We start from the raw sequence: 19,501 nt of genomic DNA, 5'->3' as shown, positions 1-19,501 counted from the left end.
GGTGTCGCGCACGGCGGTCACTGGTCAGAGGCCGCCAGGGCCGCCTGCCAGACGGCGTGGGCGACCGCAGGCCTCGTGATGTCGCTGTGCGCTCCCATGACGCCGCTGCCGTTCCGGATGACGTCGTCCGCGCGCAGGTCGTAGACGACGCCGGGCCGCAGGTCGTACGGCTCGCCGACAGGACGCAGGTCGTCGTCCACGACCTCGATGCCCGGGCCGCGCACACCGAACGTGCCGATGGCGCCGTAGGTGGGCAGCCGGTCGGGCAGGAAGTCGACTTGGCCGCGCAAGCCCGCACCGATCGGGTAGAAGGTGCGCACCGCGCGGTCGTGGACTGAGGTGGTCACCACCACGGGACCCGCCACGAGCCCGTCGGCCAGGACACGGTGGAAGAAGCCGGTCCGCCCTGGATCGGTGGGGATGGCCGAGCAGAACGACCACAGCGACATCGCTCCCTGCACGAGGGCCAGGGAGGTGACCGGGCGGCGGGGCCCCCGTCCGCCACCGGCAGCAGCCGAGGAGACGACGATGCAGCCGAAGCTGTGACCCATCAGGTGGAAGCGTGCCTGCGGCGCCGCCTCCTGCAGGTCCGCCAGCAGGCTCGCCACACCGGTCGCGCCGACGTCGCGGGCGCGGCGCTTCATGTGCCAGAAGGTGAGCACCCGCAGGGGAGCGAGCAGACCGCCGAGCGAGGTGCTGCCGAAGGACGCCAGATCCTGCGCCAAGCAGGCCTGGTAGACGGCCTCCGGATCGAAGGCAGCACGATCCCGCTCGGGCGAAGCGCCCTCGCCTTCGGCCCCCAGGCCGAGCGCCGCGTCCAGCCGCTGGTAGGCCGCTCGCACCGGGCCCGGCAGCGTGGCGGGCACGGGGTCGTCCAGGGCCGAGTCTGCGACGGTGCGCACCGACTCCCGGACCGCGGGGGTGTCGCCGAGGCTGGTCGCGGCGGAGTCCACGAGCCGGGCCACCCCGTCGTCCGACCCGGCGGATCCCACCGTGGGGAGCGCGAAGGACGCCGGGCCCAGATCCTCGTCCCCCCACGCCTTGCTGGGCCAGTGGACGCCGACGACGACGGGGCGGAGACCACCGGGACGCGCGTCTGCGGCGGCCCGGTCCTCCTGGCAGTCCGCCATGGCCGCAACCCAGGCGCCGTACTGGCGGCGGGCGGCGGGCACGTCGCCGTTCCACCCGTGGCTGAGCACGAAGACGTCCGTGGGCACCTGCCTGGCGAGCCGGGCGGCGAGCTCCCGACTGTACGGGCCGGTGGCCCCGGGCTGCTCGTTGCCGGCGGCGTCGAACGCCACCAGGTGGTAACGGCCTGCGCTCCCCGGCGCCGGCTCGGCTCCCATGCGGCCTCCTCGGGTCAGCCCGGGCCCAGTCCGGCGCCGCCGCGCGGTGCCACGCGGACCGCCGGGTCACCGAGCACCACGTAGGCGCGGGCGTCGTGCGTGGCCGTCCACAGGCCGACCAGGGCCGCGTCGTCGATGCGCTTGCCGTACCGACGGAAGTCGTCCAAACGACGGGCGAGTTCGGTTGCGATCTCCGCGTACCGGGAGGTCAGGCTCTCCATCGCCCACCCCAGCCTCGCGCCGTCCATCAGGGCCAGCAGGGTGCTCTGGAACGGCGTCACCTGCGCGGTCAACCCCTTCCACAGGAAGGAGCAGCTCCAGGCCCGGTCCACGTGCCCCACGAAGGCCAGGGCCCCACCCGCGGGCGCGCCGAGCAGCCGTTGGGGCAGCCGTGCGGTGAACCCCGTGGCGGTCAGCTCCCCGCTCCCGTCGGGACCGCCCGGGTACTCGGACACCTGCGGGGTGCCCGCTCCGAAACAGGCGAAGGAGAACACCACCCTCGGGCCGACCGGGGCGCCGGCGGGGAGGTGGTGCCCGGCCAGGTAGTGCCCCTCGTCGACGGGACCGCGCGCCGCGAGGGGCCCCGGCCAATCCTGGCAGAGCAGCGCTCCGGCCAGGTCACGGTGCGCCGCCCGGCCTCCCATGCCGTGGCTGGCCGTGAAGAGCAGGTCCGGGGCCTCCGGGCCGGTGAGGAGATCCTCCAGGCGGGCTCGGGTGGCGCCGGCCCCGACGTCCGTGCCGAGCTGCCAGGCGCGCGCAGTCTCCCGCAGCTCCGCGTGCAGCGGTTCCACGAGCCGCGAGGCGCTCAGCGCCGTGGGGACGTCCCCCGGGTGCCGCGTGGCGAAGAGGTGGAGCCGGCGCGCCGACGGCGCGACGCCGAGGGCCGGGGTGTCCAGCCTCCGCTCGGCCGCCACGACGCTCGCCGCGTACGCAGCGCAGGCCTCGGGATCCTCCAGGTCGATCCGCCCGACGGCGTAGGAGACGCCCAGCTGGTACTGGACGTCGAACGGGACCTCGGCAGGGGACCCCAGGATCAGCAGGTAGTACGGGACCCTCCGGGGATCCACGACCGACGGGCCCATCCCGTACCGGGCCAGGACGTCGTCCTTGTCCTCGCCGGGACGCACCTCGAGGCGCCGGAACAGCTCGCCGGCCTGCCCCTCCCGCAGCCGCAGGAGGGGGTCGAGGGCCTCCATCACCGCGGGGTCGGGGTCCGGCGGGGTCACCAACCCCCAGCCGACCGAGGTGAGGTCCTGCGGATCCCGGCCGTAGACGACCCCGAAGTGCTCCTCGTCGGCCTGCCGGCGTCGTCGCAGCTCAGGCGTGGCCGGCGGCAGGGTGCGGTCACCGCGCAGCGCGCCGGCGACGTCGGCCAGCGCCACCCTCGGCGTGAGGTAGTCGCCCGTGTCGACGTCGATCCCGTTGAGCACGAGCAGGGGTTCCTCGACCATCACCTCGGCCATACCGCACCGCCTCAGGGCGGACGCTAGACCGAGGCGTCACCCCGGGCAACGACCCCGGTGCTCAGGTCAGTCGACCCGGGCCACCTCCAGGGCCCGGGTCAGCCTGATCACCCCGCTGCCGACGACGGCCACCTCACAGCGGCCGCCGTCGGCAGCTGTGGGTGCTCAGGTGGCCGGGCTCGGGTCCGACCGCTGCTCCTCCGGCGCCGCCTGCACGTCGCGGATCTGGTACTTCTCCACCGCCTGCCGGACGACGTCCCCGTCGACCTCGCCGCGCCGGGCGAGCGAGGCCAGGGTGCGGACGACGACCGACTCCGCATCGACGTGGAAGTGCCGCCGCAGCGCCGGGCGGGTGTCGGACAGACCGAACCCGTCGGTGCCCAGGGTGGCCATGCCGCCCGGGACGTAGGGCGCGATGAGGTCGGGCACCGCCCGCATCCAGTCCGACACCGCCACGACCGGGCCCGGGGCGTCCTGCAGCTTCTGCGTGACGTAGGGGACCTGCGGGTCCTCCTCCGGGTGCAGCAGGTTGTGCTCCTCGGCGGCGTCGGCCTCCCGGCGCAGCTCGGTCCAGGAGGTCACCGACCACACGTCGGCCGACACGCCCCAGTCGTCCGCCAGCAGCTCCTGGGCGCGCAGCGCCCACGGCACCGCGACGCCGGAGGCCAGCAGCTGCGCCTTTGGGCCCTCCAGCCGTGGGCCCTCCGCGTAGCGGTACATGCCCGCGAGCAGGCCCTGCAGGTCGAGACCCTCGGGCTCGGCCGGCTGGTTGTACGGCTCGTTGTAGACGGTCAGGTAGTAGATGACGTCGGGCGAGCGGTGCCCACCCAGCGGCGAGCCCGGGTCGTCGCCGTACATCCGCACCAGCGCGTCGCGGGTGATGTGGGCGACCTCGTAGGAGAACGCCGGGTCGTAGGACACCACCGCCGGGTTGGTGTGCGCCATCAGCAGCGAGTGGCCGTCCTCGTGCTGGAGACCCTCACCGTTGAGGGTGGTCCGCCCGGCCGTGGCCCCGAGCAGGAAGCCGCGGGTCATCTGGTCGGCGGCGGCCCAGATCGAGTCGGCGGTCCGCTGGAACCCGAACATCGAGTAGAAGATGTAGATCGGGACCATCGGCTCGCCGTGCGTGGAGTACGACGTGCCCACGGCGGTGAACGAGGCGGTCGAGCCGGCCTCGTTGATCCCCTCGTGCAGGATCTGCCCCTGCTCGGACTCCTTGTAGGCCAGCATCAGCTCGCGGTCGACGGCGGTGTAGCGCTGCCCGTGCGGCGAGTAGATCTTCTGCGTCGGGAACAGCGAGTCCATGCCGAAGGTCCGCGCCTCGTCGGGGATGACGGGCACGAGCCGCGGGCCGAGCTCCTTGTCCTTGAACAGCTCCTTGAGCAGGCGGACGAACGCCATCGTCGTCGCCACCTCCTGCTTGCCCGAGCCACGGCGCAGGACGTCGAGCGCCTTGTCCTCCGGCGCCTTCAGCGTCTTGAACTCCGCCCGCCGGCGCGGTACCGCGCCACCCAGGGTCCGGCGCCGCTCGAGCATGTACTGCATCTCGTCGGAGTCGGCGTCGGGCTTGTAGTAGGGCGGCAGCGTCTTGTCGAGCTGCTCGTCGGGGATGGGCAGGTAGAGCCGGTCGCGGAAGGCGGCGAGGTCCTCGGCGGTCAGCTTCTTCATCTGGTGGGTCGAGTTGCGGCCCTCGAAGTGGCTGCCCAGGGTCCAGCCCTTGATCGTCTTGGCGAGGATGACCGTCGGCTGGCCCTTGTGCTCCACGGCGGCCTTGTAGGCGGCGTAGAGCTTGCGGTAGTCGTGCCCGCCGCGGGAGAGCGCCCAGATCTCCTTGTCGCTCATGTTCTCGACCATCTTGCGGGTGCGCGGGTCGCGCCCGAAGAAGTGCTCGCGGACGAAGGCGCCGTCCTCGGCCTTGTAGGTCTGGTAGTCGCCGTCGGGCGTCTGGTTCATGAGGTTGACCAGCGCGCCGTCGCGGTCGGCGGCCAGCAACGGGTCCCACTCCCGGCCCCAGATCACCTTGATGACGTTCCAGCCGGCGCCGCGGAAGAACGACTCCAGCTCCTGGATGACCTTGCCGTTCCCGCGGACGGGCCCGTCGAGCCGCTGCAGGTTGCAGTTGACGACGAAGGTGAGGTTGTCCAGCTCCTCACGGGCGGCCAGGCCGATCAGGCCCAGCGACTCGGGCTCGTCCATCTCGCCGTCGCCGAGGAACGCCCACACGTGCTGGTCGGAGGTGTCCTTGACGCCGCGGGCGTGCAGGTAGCGGTTGAAGCGGGCCTGGTAGATCGCGTTCATCGGGCCCAGGCCCATGGAGACACTGGGGAACTCCCAGAAGTCGGGCATCAGCCGCGGGTGCGGGTAGCTCGACAGCCCGCCGCCGGGGTGGCTGACCTCCTGCCGGAAGCCGTCCAGCTGCTGCTCGGACAGCCGGCCCTCGAGGAAGGCGCGCGCGTAGATGCCCGGGGAGGCGTGCCCCTGGAACCAGATCTGGTCGCCGCCGCCGGGGTGGTCCTTGCCGCGGAAGAAGTGGTTGAAGCCCACCTCGTACAGCGACGCCGAGGAAGCGTAGGAGGAGATGTGCCCGCCGACGCCGATCCCCGGCCGCTGCGCGCGGTGGACCATGATCGCGGCGTTCCACCGGATGTAGGCGCGGATCCGCCGCTCGACGTGCTCGTCCCCGGGGAACCACGGCTCCCGCTCAGGCGGGATGGTGTTGATGTAGTCGGTGCTGCGGAGGGACGGGACGCCGACCTGCTGCTCGCGGCTGCGCTCGAGCAGGCGGAGCATCAGGTAGCGGGCCCGGCCCCGGCCGCCGTGCTCGACGACGCCGTCCAGCGACTCCAGCCACTCCTGGGTCTCGTCCGGGTCGATGTCGACCAGTTGGCTGGGCAGGCCGTCGGTGATGACCGCTCGGGCCTGGCTGGCGTCGCGGGCGGGGTCTCCGTCCGGCTGCTGCGGTGCGCTCATGGGCACATCGTCCCCCGCGGGCCCGCCTGGCGTCACCCGGCCGCCCACGTGTCGGGACGGCGCGGCGGTGCGGCGCCGTTCCGCGAGAGGTTGCACCTGACCAGGCATGCCCTACGCTTCCGCCAACGTCCGACCGGTGTCCCCGGCCGGACGGGTGCCTCGACACCAGAGGCGCGGGCACCGGTGCGGACGGAAGGGGTGACATGACCAGGCTGCGGGGGTCGTTCCCGCTGGTCGTGTCGAGCCCCGGCGGATGCCACCCCTCCTGTCACGCGCCCGGCACGGGCTCGCACCCGTGAGTCCCCGCCCAGCGACCCACCGCCGGACGGGGCACGATCGTGCCCACCGGCCATCAGCATCGGAACCCATGGAGGATCAGCAGGGATGAGCGTCGACTCGGGCAGCGCCAGCATGGCGGCCCGGCTGGGCATCAAGCCGGGCATGGTCGTGCAGGAGCTCGGCTGGGACGAGGACGCCGACGAGGACCTGCGCGACTCGATCGTCGACATCTCGGGCGGCGAGATGGTCGACGAGGACACCGACGAGGTGGCCGACGTCGTGATCCTCTGGTGGCGGGAGGACGACGGCGACCTGTTCGACGCCCTCACCGACGCGCTGGCCTCGCTGGCCGAGGACGGCGTGGTGTGGCTGCTGGTCCCCAAGTCGGGCCGGCCCGGGCACGTCGAGCCCGGCGACGTCACCGAGGTCGCGCCCACCGCGGGCCTCACGCAGACCAGCAGCATCTCCGCGGCCAAGGACTGGTCGGGCATCCGGCTGGTCACCCCGAAGACCGCGCGCAGCCGCCGCTGAGGAGGGTCGACGACCCCGCGCCGGTCCCCGTGGCCGGGTGCGGCACGATCGGCCCATGAGCCTCTCCGTCGGCGACGTCGCGCCCGAGTTCAGCCTCCCCGACCAGGACAGGCAGGTCGTCTCCCTGACCGACCTGCGGGGCACCCCCGTGCTGCTGGTCTTCTACCCCTTCGCCTTCTCCGGGATCTGCACCGGTGAGCTCTGCCAGCTGCGCGACGAGCTCACCACCTACACCGACGCCGGCGTGAAGGTGCTCGCGATCAGCACCGACCCCGTCTTCAGCCTCAAGGCGTTCAAGGCGCAGGAGGACCTCGACTTCCCGCTGCTGTCGGACTTCTGGCCGCACGGCGCGGTCGCCCAGGCCTACGGGGTGTTCAACGAGAAGGCGGGCATGGCCGTGCGCGGCACGTTCCTGGTCGCCCCCGACGGCACGATCGCCTTCGCCGAGGTCAACGCGCCCGGTGACGCCCGCGAGCAGTCGGGCTGGAAGGACGCCGTCGCGCAGCTGGCGGCCTGACCCCTCGGGGTGGCGCGGCGACACCTCGCCGTCCACCCCGCTCGGCGCCGGGGACGACCCCCCTGCAGGATCCCCCCGCGGGTTCGCGCGTGGCGGGGGGCAGGGGGGCCGTCCTCTACCCTGGGCGCGCGGGGCGCGTAGCTCAGCGGGAGAGCTCTCGCCTTACAAGCGAGCGGTCGCCGGTTCGATCCCGGCCGCGCCCACCCACCCCACGGTTCCCGGTCGGGGCCGGCCGTCGACGGGCATCGACCGTCCGCCGGCGAGCCGGCCGGCCGTCCCCCTGCGCGTGCCGGCCGTCCCCCTGCGCGTGCCGCGACGTCCCTGCGCGGTCCGGCTGCGGACGCGCCGCCACGCCGCACGACGGGCACCACCGCGCACCTGGCCGTTGACACGGCTGCGCGAGCAGTGCTGGGCTCCGGCTGGATGTGACCTAGGTCACCGGGACCGAGGTCACATCGGTGTCGGTACGTCTGCATCGATCCGTCGCGCTGCCTCAGCCAAGGGATGACCATGAAGTCGATCTTCTTCCACCTCATGCCCTACCGGGATCTCCCGGCCGACTTCGAACAGCGGTACGAGAGCATCTGGATCACCCCGCCCAACACCGAGCTGTGCGATCCCCGGAAGGTCGCGCAGTACTACCAGTGGAACCTCGACGAGCTCGAGCTCGCCGACCGGCTGGGCTTCGACGGCGTGGGGGTGAACGAGCACCATCAGAACGGCTACGGCTTCATGGCCTCGCCCAACCTCATGGCCGCCGCGCTGGCCCGCCGGACGCCGAACAACAGCGCGATCATGGTGCTGGGCAACACGCTGGCCCTGTACTCCCCGGCCACGCGCGTGGCCGAGGAGTTCGCGATGCTCGACGTCCTGTCCAACGGACGCCTGGCCGCCGGCTTCCCGGTCGGCACGTCGATGGACGTGAACTTCTGCTACGGGATCCCGCCGACCCAGACGCGGCCTCGGTTCCGGGAGGCCGAGGAGCTGATCATCCAGGCCTGGACGAAGCAGGGGCCGTTCCCCTTCAACGGTCAGTACAACCAGCTGCGCTACGTCAACCCGTGGCCGCAGCCCCTGCAGAAGCCGCACCCGCCGGTGTGGCTGGCCGGCGGTGGGTCGGTCGAGACGTGGGAGCTGGCCGCCAACAAGAACTACACCTACAGCTACCTGTCGTTCTTCGGGGCCAAGTTCGGCAAGAAGCTCATGGACGGCTTCTGGGCGACGATGGACCAGATGGGGGTGGACCGGAACCCCTTCCGCGCCGGGTTCGCGCAGCAGATCTGCGTCTCGGAGACCGACGAGCGCGCGGAGAAGGAGTACCTGGAGCACGTCTCGTACTTCTTCAACAAGTGCCTGCACATCCCGCCGTACTTCTTCGAGGCGCCGGGATACCGCACCCGGAAGAGCAGCGAGTTCGCCATCAAGACCAACCAGCCGGGCGCCATCGCCGCGGCGGCCGCGCTGGAGAAGAACTGGAAGACCCTCAACGAGGAGGGCTTCATCATCGCCGGCAGCCCGTCCACGGTCGCCGACCGGCTCATCGAGGTCGCCAAGACCCTGCGCGTGGGCAACCTGCACGCACTGCTGCAGATCGGGTCCATGCCGCACGAGCTGACCAAGAAGAACATCACGCTCTTCGCCGAGGAGGTCATGCCGCGCATCCGCACCGTGTGGGACGCCGAGGGGTGGACCCACGAGTGGTGGCCGTCGGGAGCCGCCGTCCGAGCCGTCACCGAGCCCGCCGGCGCGCAGGCCTGAGGAGGACCCGATGACCACCACCGCACCCGCCCAGGTCGACGAGCGCATCGTCGAGGTCGGCCCGATGCAGGCCCGCGTCCTCGTCGCCGGCACGGGCGATCCGCTCGTGTTCCTCCACGGCGTGGGCGGCCTGTCCTGGGACCCCTTCCTCGAGGCCCTGGCGGCCGACCACACCGTCTACGCGGTCGAGCACCCCGGGGCCAACGACACCGAGGCGCTGGCCAAGCACCTGCCGGGCATCTGGGAGCTGGCGCTCTTCTACGACAGCCTGCTCGACGCCCTCGACCTCGACCGGGTCCAGGTCGTCGGCCACTCCTTCGGCGGGATGGTCGCCGCGGAGCTCGCGGCCAACAGCCCCCGGCGGGTGTCCCGGATGGTGCTGATCGCACCGATCGGGTTCTGGCGTCAGGACAAGCCCATCGCCGACATCGCGGGCATCCCGCCCGAGACACTGCCCGGCCTGGTCCTCGCCGACCCGGACGGCCCACTGGCCGGCATGCTCACCCCGCCGGCCGACGACCCGCAGGCGCTGTTCGAGGCGTCCATGCGGATGGCGAGCATCCTGCACTTCATCTGGCCGCTGCCGGACAAGGGGCTGCACCGGCGCATCCACCGGGTGTCCGCTCCGACGCTGCTGGTCTGGGGGGCGCAGGACAAGCTGGTCGACCCCGTGTACGCGGAGGAGTTCACCTCCCGCATGAGGGACACCCGCGTGGAGCTGGTGCAGGACGCCGGCCACCTGCCGCAGCTCGAGCAGCCGGAGGTGGTCCGGGACCTCGTCCTCGGCTTCCTCGACGGCGGGCGCGCCTGACCCCGGCGTCCTCCCGCTGCCGCCTCGCGCGGCGGCGGGAGGACGTCCGCCGGGATCACGCCGCGGCAGCCTCCGGGAGCGCGTGCGCCGGCACGTCGGGGCGTGGGAACACCGGCCGGAGCGCCAGCGGCGGCCGGAACGGCGCCCACGTGCCCTCCGGCTGCGCCAGCCGGTCGGCGATCGCCCAGAGGGCCGCGGGGTGGTGGCCGAGCCCGAGGTGGCTGGCCAGGACGGCGATGTTCTCGCACCGCTCACCAGGGGTGTCCAGGCAGGTCTGCCAGTGCACGATCCCGTCGAGGTGCGAGTAGATCGACGTCGCCGGCACCGGCAGCGGCGACCCGTCCGGCTCCAGTGGCAGCAGCCAGCGCTCGACGTGCAGGTGCGAGTACCGGTCGAACACCCGGGAGGCGTGGCTCTGGCTGTGCCGGGTGAGCCGGAACGGGCTGCCGAGGGTGATCACCTGGCGTACCGAGTCGGGCGTGCGGCGGGCCAGGTCGCGGGCGAAGATGCCGCCCAGGCTCCACCCCACGAGACTCACCGGCCGGCCGTGGCGGTCGCTGAGGTCGTCGATCCGGTCGCGCATGCCCTGCACGCACCGCGCCGTCGGGCCGATGTTGCGGCCCAGCCGCCAGCCGTGGACGCGGTAGCCCAGCCGGCGCAGCACCGAGCGCAGCACCCGGGTGGAGGCGTCGTCGGCCAGCAGACCGGGGAGCACCAGCACCGGGTGGCCGTCGCCCTGCGGCAGCCGCGGGACCAGCGCCGGGCGGGTGGCCAGGTAGAGCCCGAAGTCGGCGACCGCGCGACCCGGCTCGGTCAGGTAGAGCGGGATGGCCGGGCCATCGCCCCGCAGTCGTGCCACGTCGTCCTCCTCGCCGGCCGACCGGTGCCGGTCGGCCCTCCGCCGGTACCCGTGCGGAGACGCCCGCGACACCCGGACGCTCCTCCGGACACATCGGCAGTCTGGCTGTGGCCTGTGACACAACGGGCCCGCCGCCGCGCCGGTCCGAGGAGGGCGTGCAACGGTACGGGGGTGGACGACGCGACCGCGCCGGGACGCAGCCTGATCGCGGACCTGGGTGGTCCGGTGCACTACATCGACTTCGGCGGCCGCGCCGACGGGCCGACCGTCGTCCTCGTGCACGGCCTGGGCGGCTCCCACCTCAACTGGGACCTGCTGGCCCCGCTGCTCACCCCGCACGCACGGGTGTACGCGCTGGACCTGCCCGGTTTCGGCCGCAGCGAGCCGGGCGGCCGGACGACGCGGGTGCGCGACAACGTCGCCGTGCTCGACCGTTTCGTCCGCGACGTGACCGGCGGGCCCGTGGTGCTGGTCGGCAACTCGATGGGCGGGATGATCGCGCTGCTCGAGGCGGCCCGGGCACCGGCGCGGGTGAGTGGCCTGGTGCTCGTCGACCCCGCCGTCCCCGGTCCGCGCGGCAGGCTCGACCCCGCGGTGGCCACGGACTTCGCCCTGTACGCCCTGCCGGGGGTGGGGGAGCGCCACCTCGCCGCGCGACACCGACGCCGCGGTGCGCGGGGCTCGGTCACCGACATGCTGGAGCTGTGCGGGGTCGACCCCGCCGCGGTGCCGCCGCGGCTCATCGAACGCTCCGCCGCGCTCATCGACGAGCGCCAGGACGTCGCGGGCATGGACCGCGCCTTCCTCACCGCGGCCCGGTCGCTGCTGCTGCTCCTGGCCGACCCACGGCTGCTGCGCCGGGCGATGGCGGGGATCGAGGTCCCGGTGCTGCTCGTGCACGGCGACCGCGACCGGCTGGTGCCGGTGTCCGCGGCCCGGGACGTCGCGCGCCGGCACCCGGACTGGACCTACGTGGAGCTCGCCGACGTCGGGCACGTGCCGCAGCTGCAGTGCCCCGAGCGGCTGGCCGGCCACCTCCTCGACTGGCTGCCCGCCGTCGCCTGAGCCCTGCTCACCGGAGGGTGGCCCGGAGCGCCTCCAGCCCGGTCCAGCGCGGCCGCCAGCCCAGCAGCTCCTTGGCCCGCGACGTGTCCATGATCGCCGGCCGGCTGACCGCCTCCACCCACTCGGCGACCGGCGGCAGGAACGGCAGCCGGGTCACGGCCCGGGCGGCGAGCTGGACGGGGGCGGCGGGCACGGGGACGGGCAGGGCGCCGAGCTCGCGGACGACGTCGACGGCGGTGAGGACGCCGTCCCCGGCGACGTTGTAGGCCCCGGGCGGGCCCGCGCCCACGACGCACAGCTGCAGGGCGCGGCCGACGTCGTCCTCGTGGACGAACTGGAGCAGGAACTCGGGGGCGAGCACGGGCAGGGGCACCGGCAGCCGCCGCGGGCGACCGAACAGCCGGCGACCCAGCGGTGCCAGGGGGCCGGGCAGCACGTCCTTGGCGCCGACGGCGTGCGGGCCCAGCACCACCGACGGGCGCAGCAGGTACAGCGCCAGGCCGGGGGTGGCGGCCGCCTCCGCCTCCAGCCGGTGCTCGAGCTCGGCCTTCTCCCGGGCGTAGAACAGCCGGGCGGCCGGGCGCACCGGCCAGTCCTCGCCGATCCGCTCGGGGTTGTCGGCGTGCCAGCCGTAGGCGGCGACGGAGGAGGCCTGCACGAACCGGCGCGCCCCGGCCTCCGCGGCGGCGCGGAACACGCTGAGCGTGCCGTCGACGTTGATGGACCGGGCCGTCCACCGCGGGGCGTTGCCGGTGACGTGGAACGCCAGGTGGACGACGACGTCGGCGCCGGCCAGGGCCGCGCGCATCCCCTCGGCGTCGCGGACGTCGCCCCGGCGGTACTCCATCTTCGTCCAGCCGTACTCGGCCGGGTCGAACGGCCGCCGGGCGATGCCCACGACCCGCCGCACCCGGTCGTCGGCCTGCAGCAGTGGCAGCAGGCCCGCCCCGAAGGTTCCGGTGGGGCCGGTGACGGCGACGGTCAGGTCTGTCTCGGGGGCCGGCATTCCCTCACTCTCCCGACTCGCCGGGTCTCGGGTCCACCGTCAGGTGGTGGCCGGGGCGGCGTCGCCGGCGGCGGCCAGCTCGTCCACGCCGCGGCGGATGCCCCGGGCGAGGACGTCGACGTCGGGGAAGGCGTCGAAGTCGGCGTTGATGCCGAAGGTCATCGTCTGCAGGTAGGAGAAGACCCCGATGGAGACGCGCATGCCGCCGGCGATCGGCACGTAGGCGTGCGCGGAGCACATCCGCCGGCCGAGCACGTAGAGGGGCACGCGGGGGCCGGGCACGTTGGTGGTCACGGTCTGGCCGAGCACCTGGCCGGTCGCCAGCGCCGCCCGCACGCCCAGCGCGAGCAGGGTGGGGGCCACGAAGTCGCCCATCGCGATGATCGAGCGGGCGTCGACCGTGGCCAGCGTCTTCTTGTGCTGGTCCATCTGCCGACGGACCGAGGTCAGCCGCCGGACCGGGTCCGGCTCACCGACGGGCAGGTCGACGAAGACGGCGGAGATCCGGTTGTCCAGGGTGTTGCGCTCGCCGGCCTGGCGCACCGACACGGGCACCATCGACCGCACGACCAGCTCCGACCGCAGGTCGCCGCGCCGCTCCAGCAGGTCGCGGAAGCCGCGGGTGATGCCGGCGAGGACGACGTCGTTCACCGTGCCACCGAACGCCGACCGGATGCCCCTGAGCTCGGCGAGCTGTGCCTCGGTCCAGGCCCAGCGCCGGTGCGGGCCGATCGGGCCGTTGAGCGACCGGGCCGACGGGCTGGTGACCTTCCGGGCGACCGCCGGGACGCCCGCGGCCAGGCGCCGGCCGGTCCGCACCGCGTCCTTGGACGCCTGCCGCAGGCTGCCGGCGCCGGGCAGCCGGGTGACCTGGCGCAGGGGGTGCACCATGGCGTCCTGCACGGCGCCGGCGACGACCGAGAGACCGGACGGCGGGCGGTGCGGCGTCCAGTCCGGGGGCTCGGGGTGGGTGGCATCGGGGCTGAGGTCGAAGACCAGCTGCATCAGGTCGGTGCCGGCGACGCCGTCGACCATGCAGTGGTGGACCTTGGAGATCAGCGCCCAGCGCCCGTTCTCCAGGCCCTCGACCAGGTACAGCTCCCAGAGCGGCTTGGCGAGGTCCAGCCGCTGGCCGAGGATCCGCCCGGCGAGGTTGCGCAGCTGCTCGTCGCCGCCCGGGCTCGGCACCGCGGTGTGCCGGACGTGGTAGAGGATCTGGAAGTGCGGGTCGTCGACCCACACGGGCCGGCCGAGCTGGAGCGGCACCTCCCGGACCCGCTGCCGGTAGCGGGGGACCAGCGGCAGCTTGGCCAGCAGGAGCCGGACGACGTCGCCGTAGGCCGGCGCCGGCCCCTCGAACACCGACACCGACCCCACGTGCAGCGGGGTGTTCTCGCTCTCCGCGTAGTAGAAGCCGGCGTCGGTCGGGCTCATGCGGTCCACGGTCAGCACCCCGCCTCTCGTCGTCCTCGCTGGGGGCTGCAAGCCGACCACGCGCCGACGGTCCCGTCCACCGGGGACGGTGCGGTCATCCCTCGCCCGGGCGGGGGCGGCCGGGCGCGGCGTCGCGGACCAGCCGGCGGGCGCTGTCCACCTCCCGGGCCACGGGTGCCAGGACGCCCTCGGCGTGGATCTCCGCGTCGTCGGGCGGCCGGTGGGCCTCGATGTCGGCCTCCAGCCCGCGGATGGCCCGGCGGAGGACGGCGACCTGCGCGAGGTCGGGCGCGGGCTCGCCCTGGCGGGTGGAGATGACGGCCTCGGTGACAGCGTCCGAGGTCCGCTCCAGCTGCACGATCACCGGCCAGAACGCGGCGGCGCGGGTGCTCACCGGCGGGGGCTCGGCCAGCCGCCGCTGGAGCTGGGTCTGCAGCTCGGTCAGCGCCCGGTAGTTGCGCCGGCGGGCCCGGCGACGCTCCACCGGGCCCCCGGTGAAGGCCGCCTCCACGAAGGCGTCGAGGGCCAGCACGGCGTCCCGCAGCGCCTCGTCCAGCGGCGCCCGCCAGGTCTGCGGCCACAGCAGGTAGCCGAAGACGAGCACGATCGCGCAGCCGATGAGCGTGTCGACCAGGCGCGCGCCGACCAGGCCCGGGTCGCTGGGCAGGGCCAGGTCGAGCAGCAGGATGATCACCGGCGTCTGGAACACCGAGAACAGGCCGAAGTTCGCCGCCCGCGCCCACGGCAGGACCGCCGCGGCCGCCGCCATGGCGACGAGCACCCAGCCGTTGCGGGGCAGCACCGCCAGCAGGGCCGAGCCCAGCAGCACGCCGACCAGGGTGCCCGCGCCGCGCTGCACGGCCCGGCCGAAGACCGACCCGAAGTCCGGCTTGAGCACGATGGCCACGGTCAGCAGCACCCAGTACGGGCGCTGGATGGGCAGGTACTGCCGGGCCACCTCGGCGATCGTCATGCACAGCGCCAGCCGGAGGGCGAAGTCGCGGCTGTCCCGGCTGGCGAGGGTGCGGTCGGTGAGCTCACGCAGGCGGGTCCGGAGGTCCACCTCGGGGCGCGGGGCTGCGGCACCGGCTCGTTCCTCGGGGTCGCCGACGACGTTCCACACCAGCCGGACGCCGTGCCGGACCGCCCGCCGGGCCGGTGACCCGTCCTCCAGGGCGGGCGGGCGCCCGGCCGGCAGCTCGCGGGCACCGTTGAGCGCGCCGGCCAGCGCGTGGACGGCGGTGACGTCCTGCGGGTCGGCGGGCACCCCGGCGCGGGCGGCGGCGACCGTTCCCTCGACCAGCGGCGCGGCGGCGTTGAGCACCCCGGCCAGCTCGGAGAGCTCCTGGGTGCGTCCCGACGAGTGGCTGCGGCTGCGGATCACCCGGTCGTAGGCGGCGTTCAGCGCGGTGGTGAGCTCGCGCCGGGCGTCGTCCGACCGCGGCGTGCCGCTGGCCGCGAGCAGTTCGCCGATGCGGGTGAAGACGGTGGCGACGGCGGTGCGGTCGGGGTCCAGCGGCTCGGTGCGGGTCTGCAGGAGCGCGGTCAGCGTCGCCCAGGCGGCCCCCGTCAGGAAGCAGCCGATCTCCTCGCCGGTGGACAGCGTGGTGACCAGCCCGGAGGAGAGAGCGGTGTAGACGAGCAGCTGGAGGCCGCCCAGGGACAGCGCCGCGTTGACCCCGCTGACCAGCGCCGCGACCACCGACAGCACGGCGACGACGACGACCGGCTGCCACCCGCCGCCCGTCGCGTACTGGCCGGCCAGCAGGCCGACGGTGCCGAAGCCGACGGCCGAGGCGATGCGGCGCAACCGGTCCCGCAGCGGCCCGGCCTGCGGCGCCAGGGTCGCCACGAGCGCGCCCATGGTGCCGAAGACCCCGGCGCTCAGGGCCGGTCCGGGCTCCACGCCCCCGCCGACGACGACGGCCACGGCCAGCGGGGCGGGGACGGAGACCGCGAACCGGACGACGTCCCGCCACGGCACCGGGGGGCGGTTGGTCCGCACCAGCTCCTCGAGCCACGCCGGCGCCCGGGGGCCCCTCTCCGCCACGGTCGCCGAGCCTCCCACCCCCGTCGGTGACCTGCCCGGACCGTCGGCCCGGGCACGCTGGCCGCGTGATGGACGTCCCCGCCGTCCGGGTCGCCACCGGCGCCGACCTGTCCGAGCTCGCGGCCGTGGAGCTGGCCGCGGACGAGTTGTTCCGTGTCCGCGGCCTGCTGGACCTGCCGCCCCCGCCACCGGCCGAGGAGCGGGCGGCGGCCTGGCGGGTGCTGGTCGTGGGGCGGCCGGTGCTCGGGTTCGCCGTCCTCGAGCGGGTGGACGGCGACGTGCACCTGGAGCAGCTCTCCGTGCACCCGGATGCCATGCGCCGGGGGATCGGGGCGGCCCTGCTGGCGGCGACGGTCGCGGCGGCCCGCGACGTGGGCGCCCGCCGGGTCACGCTGCTGACCTACGCCGACGTGCCGTGGAACGCGCCCTGGTACGCGCGGTAGGGGTGGCGGGAGGGGGTGGACCCGGGGCCGGAGCTGCGGGCCCTGCAGGCCGCCGAGCGCGAGCTCGGTCTCGACCGGCACGGGCGGCGGGTGGTGATGGCCCGGCCGGTGGACGACGACGGCGGGTGACCGCCCTGCCCGGGACCCCGCACCGCCCCGGGCGTCCGACGGTCGTGCGACGGCCCGTGGGGGCGACCGGCGCCCAGGCGGGGAGTGCCCGGCGCTCACCTACAGTCCGGCCCGTGACCGTGACGCTGGGGGAGGTCGTCGCCGCCCTCGAGGCCCGCTACGACCCCGCGCTCGCCGAGGACTGGGACGCCGTCGGGCTCGTCTGCGGGGATCCGGACGAGCCGGTGCAGCACGTGCTGTTCGCCGTCGACCCGGTGTCGTCCGTGGTCGACGAGGTGGTCGGGACCGGCGCGCAGCTGCTGGTCACCCACCACCCGCTGCTGCTGACCCCCGTCCACGGCGTGCCGGCCACCGATCCGAAGGGCCGCCTCGTGCACCGGCTGGTCCGGGCGGGGGCCGCGCTGTTCGTCGCGCACACCAACGCCGACCGCGCGCCCGGCTCCGGCGTCAACGACGCCCTCGCCGCCACGCTGGGCCTCACCGGCACCGCACCGCTCCAGCCGGCCGCCACCGACCCCCGCGCCGGCCTCGGCCGCATCGGCCGTCTGCCCGAGCCGCTGACCCTGCAGCAGTTCGCCGACCTCGTCGTCGCGGTCCTGCCGGAGACCGTCGCTGGCGTCCGCGCCGCGGGCGACCCCGGACGCCGGGTCGAGACGGTCGCCGTCTGCGGCGGCAGCGGTGGCTCCCTGCTGGGGACGGCGGCGGCCGCGGGCGCCGACGTCCTGCTGACCAGCGACCTCCGGCACCACCCGGTCTCCGAGTCGCAGGAGGAGCCGGGCCCCGCCGTCTGCGACGTCGCGCACTTCGCCTCGGAGTGGCCGTGGCTGCCGGTGGCGGCCGACCTCCTGCGCCGCGACCTGGACGGTCGGGTGGAGGTGGCGGTCTCCCGTCGGCGCACCGACCCGTGGACCTGCGGCGCCGGGGGAGCGGTCGGCGGCGCAGGTAGGTTGAGCGGGTGAAGGCCGACCACTTCGACCAGCAGAAGCTCCTGGCCCTCGCCGCGGAGGACGTCGCGCTGTCCCAGCTGGCCCACCGCAGGCGCACGCTGCCGGAGCTGGCCGCGGTCGACAGCGCGATCGACGCCGAGCGCGAGTTCGCCGAGCAGGTGGTGCGCGCCGAGACCGAGGTGCGTGACCTGCAGCGCGACGTCAAGCGGCTGGAGGGCGACGTCGAGACCGTCCGCCAGCGCGCGGCCAAGGACCAGAGGCTGCTCGACTCCGGCAGCGTCTCCGCCAAGCAGATGACCGACCTGCAGCACGAGCTGGACTCGCTGGCCCGCCGCCAGTCCGACCTGGAGGACCAGGAGCTCGAGCTCATGGAGCAGCTCGAGACCGCCGAGGCCACCCTCGCCCGGGCCGAGGAGGGCCGGGGGAAGGCGCGGGCCGACCGGGAACGGGCCGAGCAGCTGCGCGACGACGCCCTGGCCGACATCGCCGACGCCACCGCCCGGCACGAGGCCGCCCGCAACGAGGCCGCCGCCGGCATCCCCGACGACCTCCTCGGGCTCTACGAGCGGATCCGCACCCAGACCGGCGGCACCGGCGCGGCTGTGCTCAAGGCCCGCCAGTGCCAGGGCTGCCGGATCGAGCTGTTCGGCAAGGAGCTCGCCGCGGTCCGCAACGCCGACCCCCACGAGGTCGTGCGGTGTGACAACTGCGGCCGGATCCTCGTCCGCACCGCGGAGAGCGGGCTGTGACCCGCAAGCTCGTCGTCGAGGCCGACGGCGGCTCGCGGGGGAACCCCGGTCCGGCCGGCTACGGCGCGCTGGTCCGCGACGCACGGACCGGGCGGGTGCTCGCCGAGCGGGCCGAGTCGGTCGGGCGGGCCACCAACAACGTCGCCGAGTACGGCGGCCTGGTCGCCGGGCTGCAGGCCGTCCTGGATCTCGACCCGAGCGCCGAGGTCGAGGTCCGCATGGACTCCAAGCTCGTCGTCGAGCAGATGTCGGGTCGCTGGAAGGTCAAGCACCCGGACATGCAGAAGCTCGCGCTGCAGGCCCAGCAGATCGCCCGCCAGCTCGGCGGCGTCCGCTACACCTGGGTGCCGCGGGCGCAGAACAGCGCCGCCGACGCGCTGGCCAACAGCGCGATGGACGGTCGGCCCGTGCGCCGCGACATGGCCGCCGAACCGGCGACCACCGAGGACGACGTCCAGCCGGTCGCCGCGCCCGCGCCCACCGTCACCACGGTGACCCACCTCCTGCGGCACGGTCGCACCGAGCACACCCCCGAGCGTCGGTACAGCGGCCGTAACGACCTGCCGTTGTCCGCGACGGGCCGCGCGGAGGCCGAGGCCGCCGCCGAGCGGGCCGGTGAACTGGGCATCGAGGTCGTCGTCTCCTCGCCGCTGCGGCGGGCGCGCGAGACCGCCGAGGTGGTGGCCGGCGCGCTGGGTCTCCCGGTGCAGGTGGACGACGACCTGGTCGAGCTGGACTTCGGCCAGCTGGAGGGCCTCACCGCCGACGAGGCCCGGGTCGAGTACCCGCTGGCCACCCGCCGGTTCTCCGAGGGCGTCACCGTCGCGGCCCCCGGCGGGGAGTCGGTGGCCGACGTCAGTGTCCGGACCGGCCGGGCCCGCGCCCGCATCCTGCGGGAGCACGCCGGGAGGACGGTGCTCGTGGTCAGCCACGTGACGCCGATCAAGCTGCTGCTGGCGGCGGGCCTGGACGTGCCCGACGACGTCGTCCACCGGGTGTTCCTGGAGGCGGCGTCGTTCTCCACGGTGGCCTGGAGCTCCGACGGCCGCTCCTCGGTGCGGCTGGTCAACGACACGAGCCACCTGAGGTGACCGTCGGCCCGGCGCTGGACGGTGACCCCCGCCGGCGGGGCTGACCGGAGGCC

The 19,501-nt window shown here is 74.4% G+C and carries 16 protein-coding genes and 1 tRNA gene; 10 read left to right on the top strand and 7 right to left on the bottom strand.

Going from position 1 to position 19,501, the window contains the following annotated elements; translation table 11 throughout:
* Window positions 1-17 precede the first annotated feature (17 nt).
* The 3 genes from ACI78V_RS05335 to aceE form a co-directional block, all read right to left on the bottom strand.
* Window positions 18-1,346: a hypothetical protein gene (locus ACI78V_RS05335; protein WP_456849635.1), complete on the bottom strand. Its 1,329-nt coding sequence runs from the start codon at window positions 1,344-1,346 to the stop codon at window positions 18-20.
* 14 nt (window positions 1,347-1,360) lie between these two features.
* Entirely contained in the window at window positions 1,361-2,809 is a 1,449-nt protein-coding gene (locus ACI78V_RS05330; RefSeq protein WP_456849633.1) for a hypothetical protein, read from the bottom strand.
* 165 nt (window positions 2,810-2,974) lie between these two features.
* Window positions 2,975-5,779, bottom strand: a complete 2,805-nt coding sequence (gene aceE, locus ACI78V_RS05325) for a pyruvate dehydrogenase (acetyl-transferring), homodimeric type (RefSeq protein ID WP_456849631.1) — start codon at window positions 5,777-5,779, stop codon at window positions 2,975-2,977.
* 384 nt (window positions 5,780-6,163) lie between these two features.
* Here aceE and ACI78V_RS05320 point away from each other — a divergent pair, with 384 nt between their 5' ends.
* The 5 genes from ACI78V_RS05320 (at window position 6,164) to ACI78V_RS05300 (ending at window position 9,675) form a co-directional block, all read left to right on the top strand.
* Window positions 6,164-6,589, top strand: coding sequence for a DUF3052 domain-containing protein (locus ACI78V_RS05320; RefSeq protein ID WP_456849629.1), 426 nt, complete (start codon window positions 6,164-6,166; stop codon window positions 6,587-6,589).
* Between the two features lie 55 nt (window positions 6,590-6,644).
* Window positions 6,645-7,106: a peroxiredoxin gene (locus ACI78V_RS05315; RefSeq protein ID WP_456849627.1), complete on the top strand. Its 462-nt coding sequence runs from the start codon at window positions 6,645-6,647 to the stop codon at window positions 7,104-7,106.
* A gap of 131 nt (window positions 7,107-7,237) precedes the next feature.
* A tRNA-Val gene (locus ACI78V_RS05310) sits at window positions 7,238-7,309 on the top strand.
* A gap of 307 nt (window positions 7,310-7,616) precedes the next feature.
* Window positions 7,617-8,864, top strand: a complete 1,248-nt coding sequence (locus tag ACI78V_RS05305) for an LLM class flavin-dependent oxidoreductase (protein WP_456849625.1) — start codon at window positions 7,617-7,619, stop codon at window positions 8,862-8,864.
* Between the two features lie 10 nt (window positions 8,865-8,874).
* On the top strand, window positions 8,875-9,675 hold the full coding sequence (locus tag ACI78V_RS05300) for an alpha/beta fold hydrolase (RefSeq protein WP_456849623.1): 801 nt from the start codon (window positions 8,875-8,877) through the stop codon (window positions 9,673-9,675).
* Window positions 9,676-9,730: 55 nt separating this feature from the next.
* On the opposite strand, the gene ACI78V_RS05295 is transcribed toward ACI78V_RS05300, so the two are convergent.
* Window positions 9,731-10,534, bottom strand: coding sequence for a lipase family alpha/beta hydrolase (locus ACI78V_RS05295; RefSeq protein ID WP_456849621.1), 804 nt, complete (start codon window positions 10,532-10,534; stop codon window positions 9,731-9,733).
* Between the two features lie 171 nt (window positions 10,535-10,705).
* Here ACI78V_RS05295 and ACI78V_RS05290 point away from each other — a divergent pair, with 171 nt between their 5' ends.
* Window positions 10,706-11,599: an alpha/beta fold hydrolase gene (locus tag ACI78V_RS05290; RefSeq protein WP_456849619.1), complete on the top strand. Its 894-nt coding sequence runs from the start codon at window positions 10,706-10,708 to the stop codon at window positions 11,597-11,599.
* A 7-nt stretch (window positions 11,600-11,606) separates the two neighbouring features.
* Here ACI78V_RS05290 and ACI78V_RS05285 read toward each other — a convergent pair whose 3' ends face one another.
* The 3 genes from ACI78V_RS05285 to ACI78V_RS05275 all read right to left on the bottom strand — a co-directional run bounded on the left by ACI78V_RS05285 (window position 11,607) and on the right by ACI78V_RS05275 (window position 16,089).
* Window positions 11,607-12,605, bottom strand: coding sequence for an NAD-dependent epimerase/dehydratase family protein (locus ACI78V_RS05285; RefSeq protein ID WP_456849617.1), 999 nt, complete (start codon window positions 12,603-12,605; stop codon window positions 11,607-11,609).
* A gap of 39 nt (window positions 12,606-12,644) precedes the next feature.
* Window positions 12,645-14,039: a WS/DGAT/MGAT family O-acyltransferase gene (locus ACI78V_RS05280; RefSeq protein WP_456849615.1), complete on the bottom strand. Its 1,395-nt coding sequence runs from the start codon at window positions 14,037-14,039 to the stop codon at window positions 12,645-12,647.
* A gap of 94 nt (window positions 14,040-14,133) precedes the next feature.
* Complete coding sequence (locus ACI78V_RS05275; protein WP_456849612.1) at window positions 14,134-16,089, bottom strand: FUSC family protein; 1,956 nt, start codon at window positions 16,087-16,089, stop codon at window positions 14,134-14,136.
* 68 nt (window positions 16,090-16,157) lie between these two features.
* Between ACI78V_RS05275 and ACI78V_RS05270 the strand changes: the two genes are divergently transcribed.
* From ACI78V_RS05270 to ACI78V_RS05255, 4 genes are all read left to right on the top strand, one after another.
* Window positions 16,158-16,532, top strand: a complete 375-nt coding sequence (locus ACI78V_RS05270) for a GNAT family N-acetyltransferase (RefSeq protein ID WP_456849769.1) — start codon at window positions 16,158-16,160, stop codon at window positions 16,530-16,532.
* Window positions 16,533-16,774: 242 nt separating this feature from the next.
* Window positions 16,775-17,620, top strand: coding sequence for a Nif3-like dinuclear metal center hexameric protein (locus ACI78V_RS05265; protein ID WP_456849610.1), 846 nt, complete (start codon window positions 16,775-16,777; stop codon window positions 17,618-17,620).
* Window positions 17,617-18,357: a zinc ribbon domain-containing protein gene (locus ACI78V_RS05260; protein WP_456849608.1), complete on the top strand. Its 741-nt coding sequence runs from the start codon at window positions 17,617-17,619 to the stop codon at window positions 18,355-18,357. Before ACI78V_RS05265 ends, ACI78V_RS05260 begins: the two co-directional genes overlap by 4 nt.
* Window positions 18,354-19,448 (top strand): bifunctional RNase H/acid phosphatase, encoded by a 1,095-nt coding sequence (locus ACI78V_RS05255; RefSeq protein ID WP_456849606.1) that lies wholly within the window; start codon window positions 18,354-18,356, stop codon window positions 19,446-19,448. Before ACI78V_RS05260 ends, ACI78V_RS05255 begins: the two co-directional genes overlap by 4 nt.
* The last annotated feature ends 53 nt before the right edge of the window (window positions 19,449-19,501 follow it).

Source organism: Geodermatophilus sp. SYSU D00742 (assembly GCF_054049935.1).
Note: the sequence above shows the minus strand (reverse complement) of the source record. Positions and strands in the feature narration are given on the sequence as shown.

Excerpts from the sequence above, each read along its gene's own strand:
- ACI78V_RS05320 (WP_456849629.1), top strand. The coding sequence starts at position 6,164 with ATGAGCGTCGACTCGGGCAGCGCCAGCATGGCGGCCCGGCTGGGCATC.
- ACI78V_RS05285 (WP_456849617.1), bottom strand. The coding sequence starts at position 12,605 with ATGCCGGCCCCCGAGACAGACCTGACCGTCGCCGTCACCGGCCCCACC.
- ACI78V_RS05280 (WP_456849615.1), bottom strand. The coding sequence starts at position 14,039 with ATGAGCCCGACCGACGCCGGCTTCTACTACGCGGAGAGCGAGAACACC.
- aceE (WP_456849631.1), bottom strand. The coding sequence starts at position 5,779 with ATGAGCGCACCGCAGCAGCCGGACGGAGACCCCGCCCGCGACGCCAGC.
- ACI78V_RS05270 (WP_456849769.1), top strand. The coding sequence starts at position 16,158 with ATGGACGTCCCCGCCGTCCGGGTCGCCACCGGCGCCGACCTGTCCGAG.
- ACI78V_RS05315 (WP_456849627.1), top strand. The coding sequence starts at position 6,645 with ATGAGCCTCTCCGTCGGCGACGTCGCGCCCGAGTTCAGCCTCCCCGAC.
- ACI78V_RS05300 (WP_456849623.1), top strand. The coding sequence starts at position 8,875 with ATGACCACCACCGCACCCGCCCAGGTCGACGAGCGCATCGTCGAGGTC.
- ACI78V_RS05330 (WP_456849633.1), bottom strand. The coding sequence starts at position 2,809 with ATGGCCGAGGTGATGGTCGAGGAACCCCTGCTCGTGCTCAACGGGATC.
- ACI78V_RS05305 (WP_456849625.1), top strand. The coding sequence starts at position 7,617 with ATGAAGTCGATCTTCTTCCACCTCATGCCCTACCGGGATCTCCCGGCC.
- ACI78V_RS05335 (WP_456849635.1), bottom strand. The coding sequence starts at position 1,346 with ATGGGAGCCGAGCCGGCGCCGGGGAGCGCAGGCCGTTACCACCTGGTG.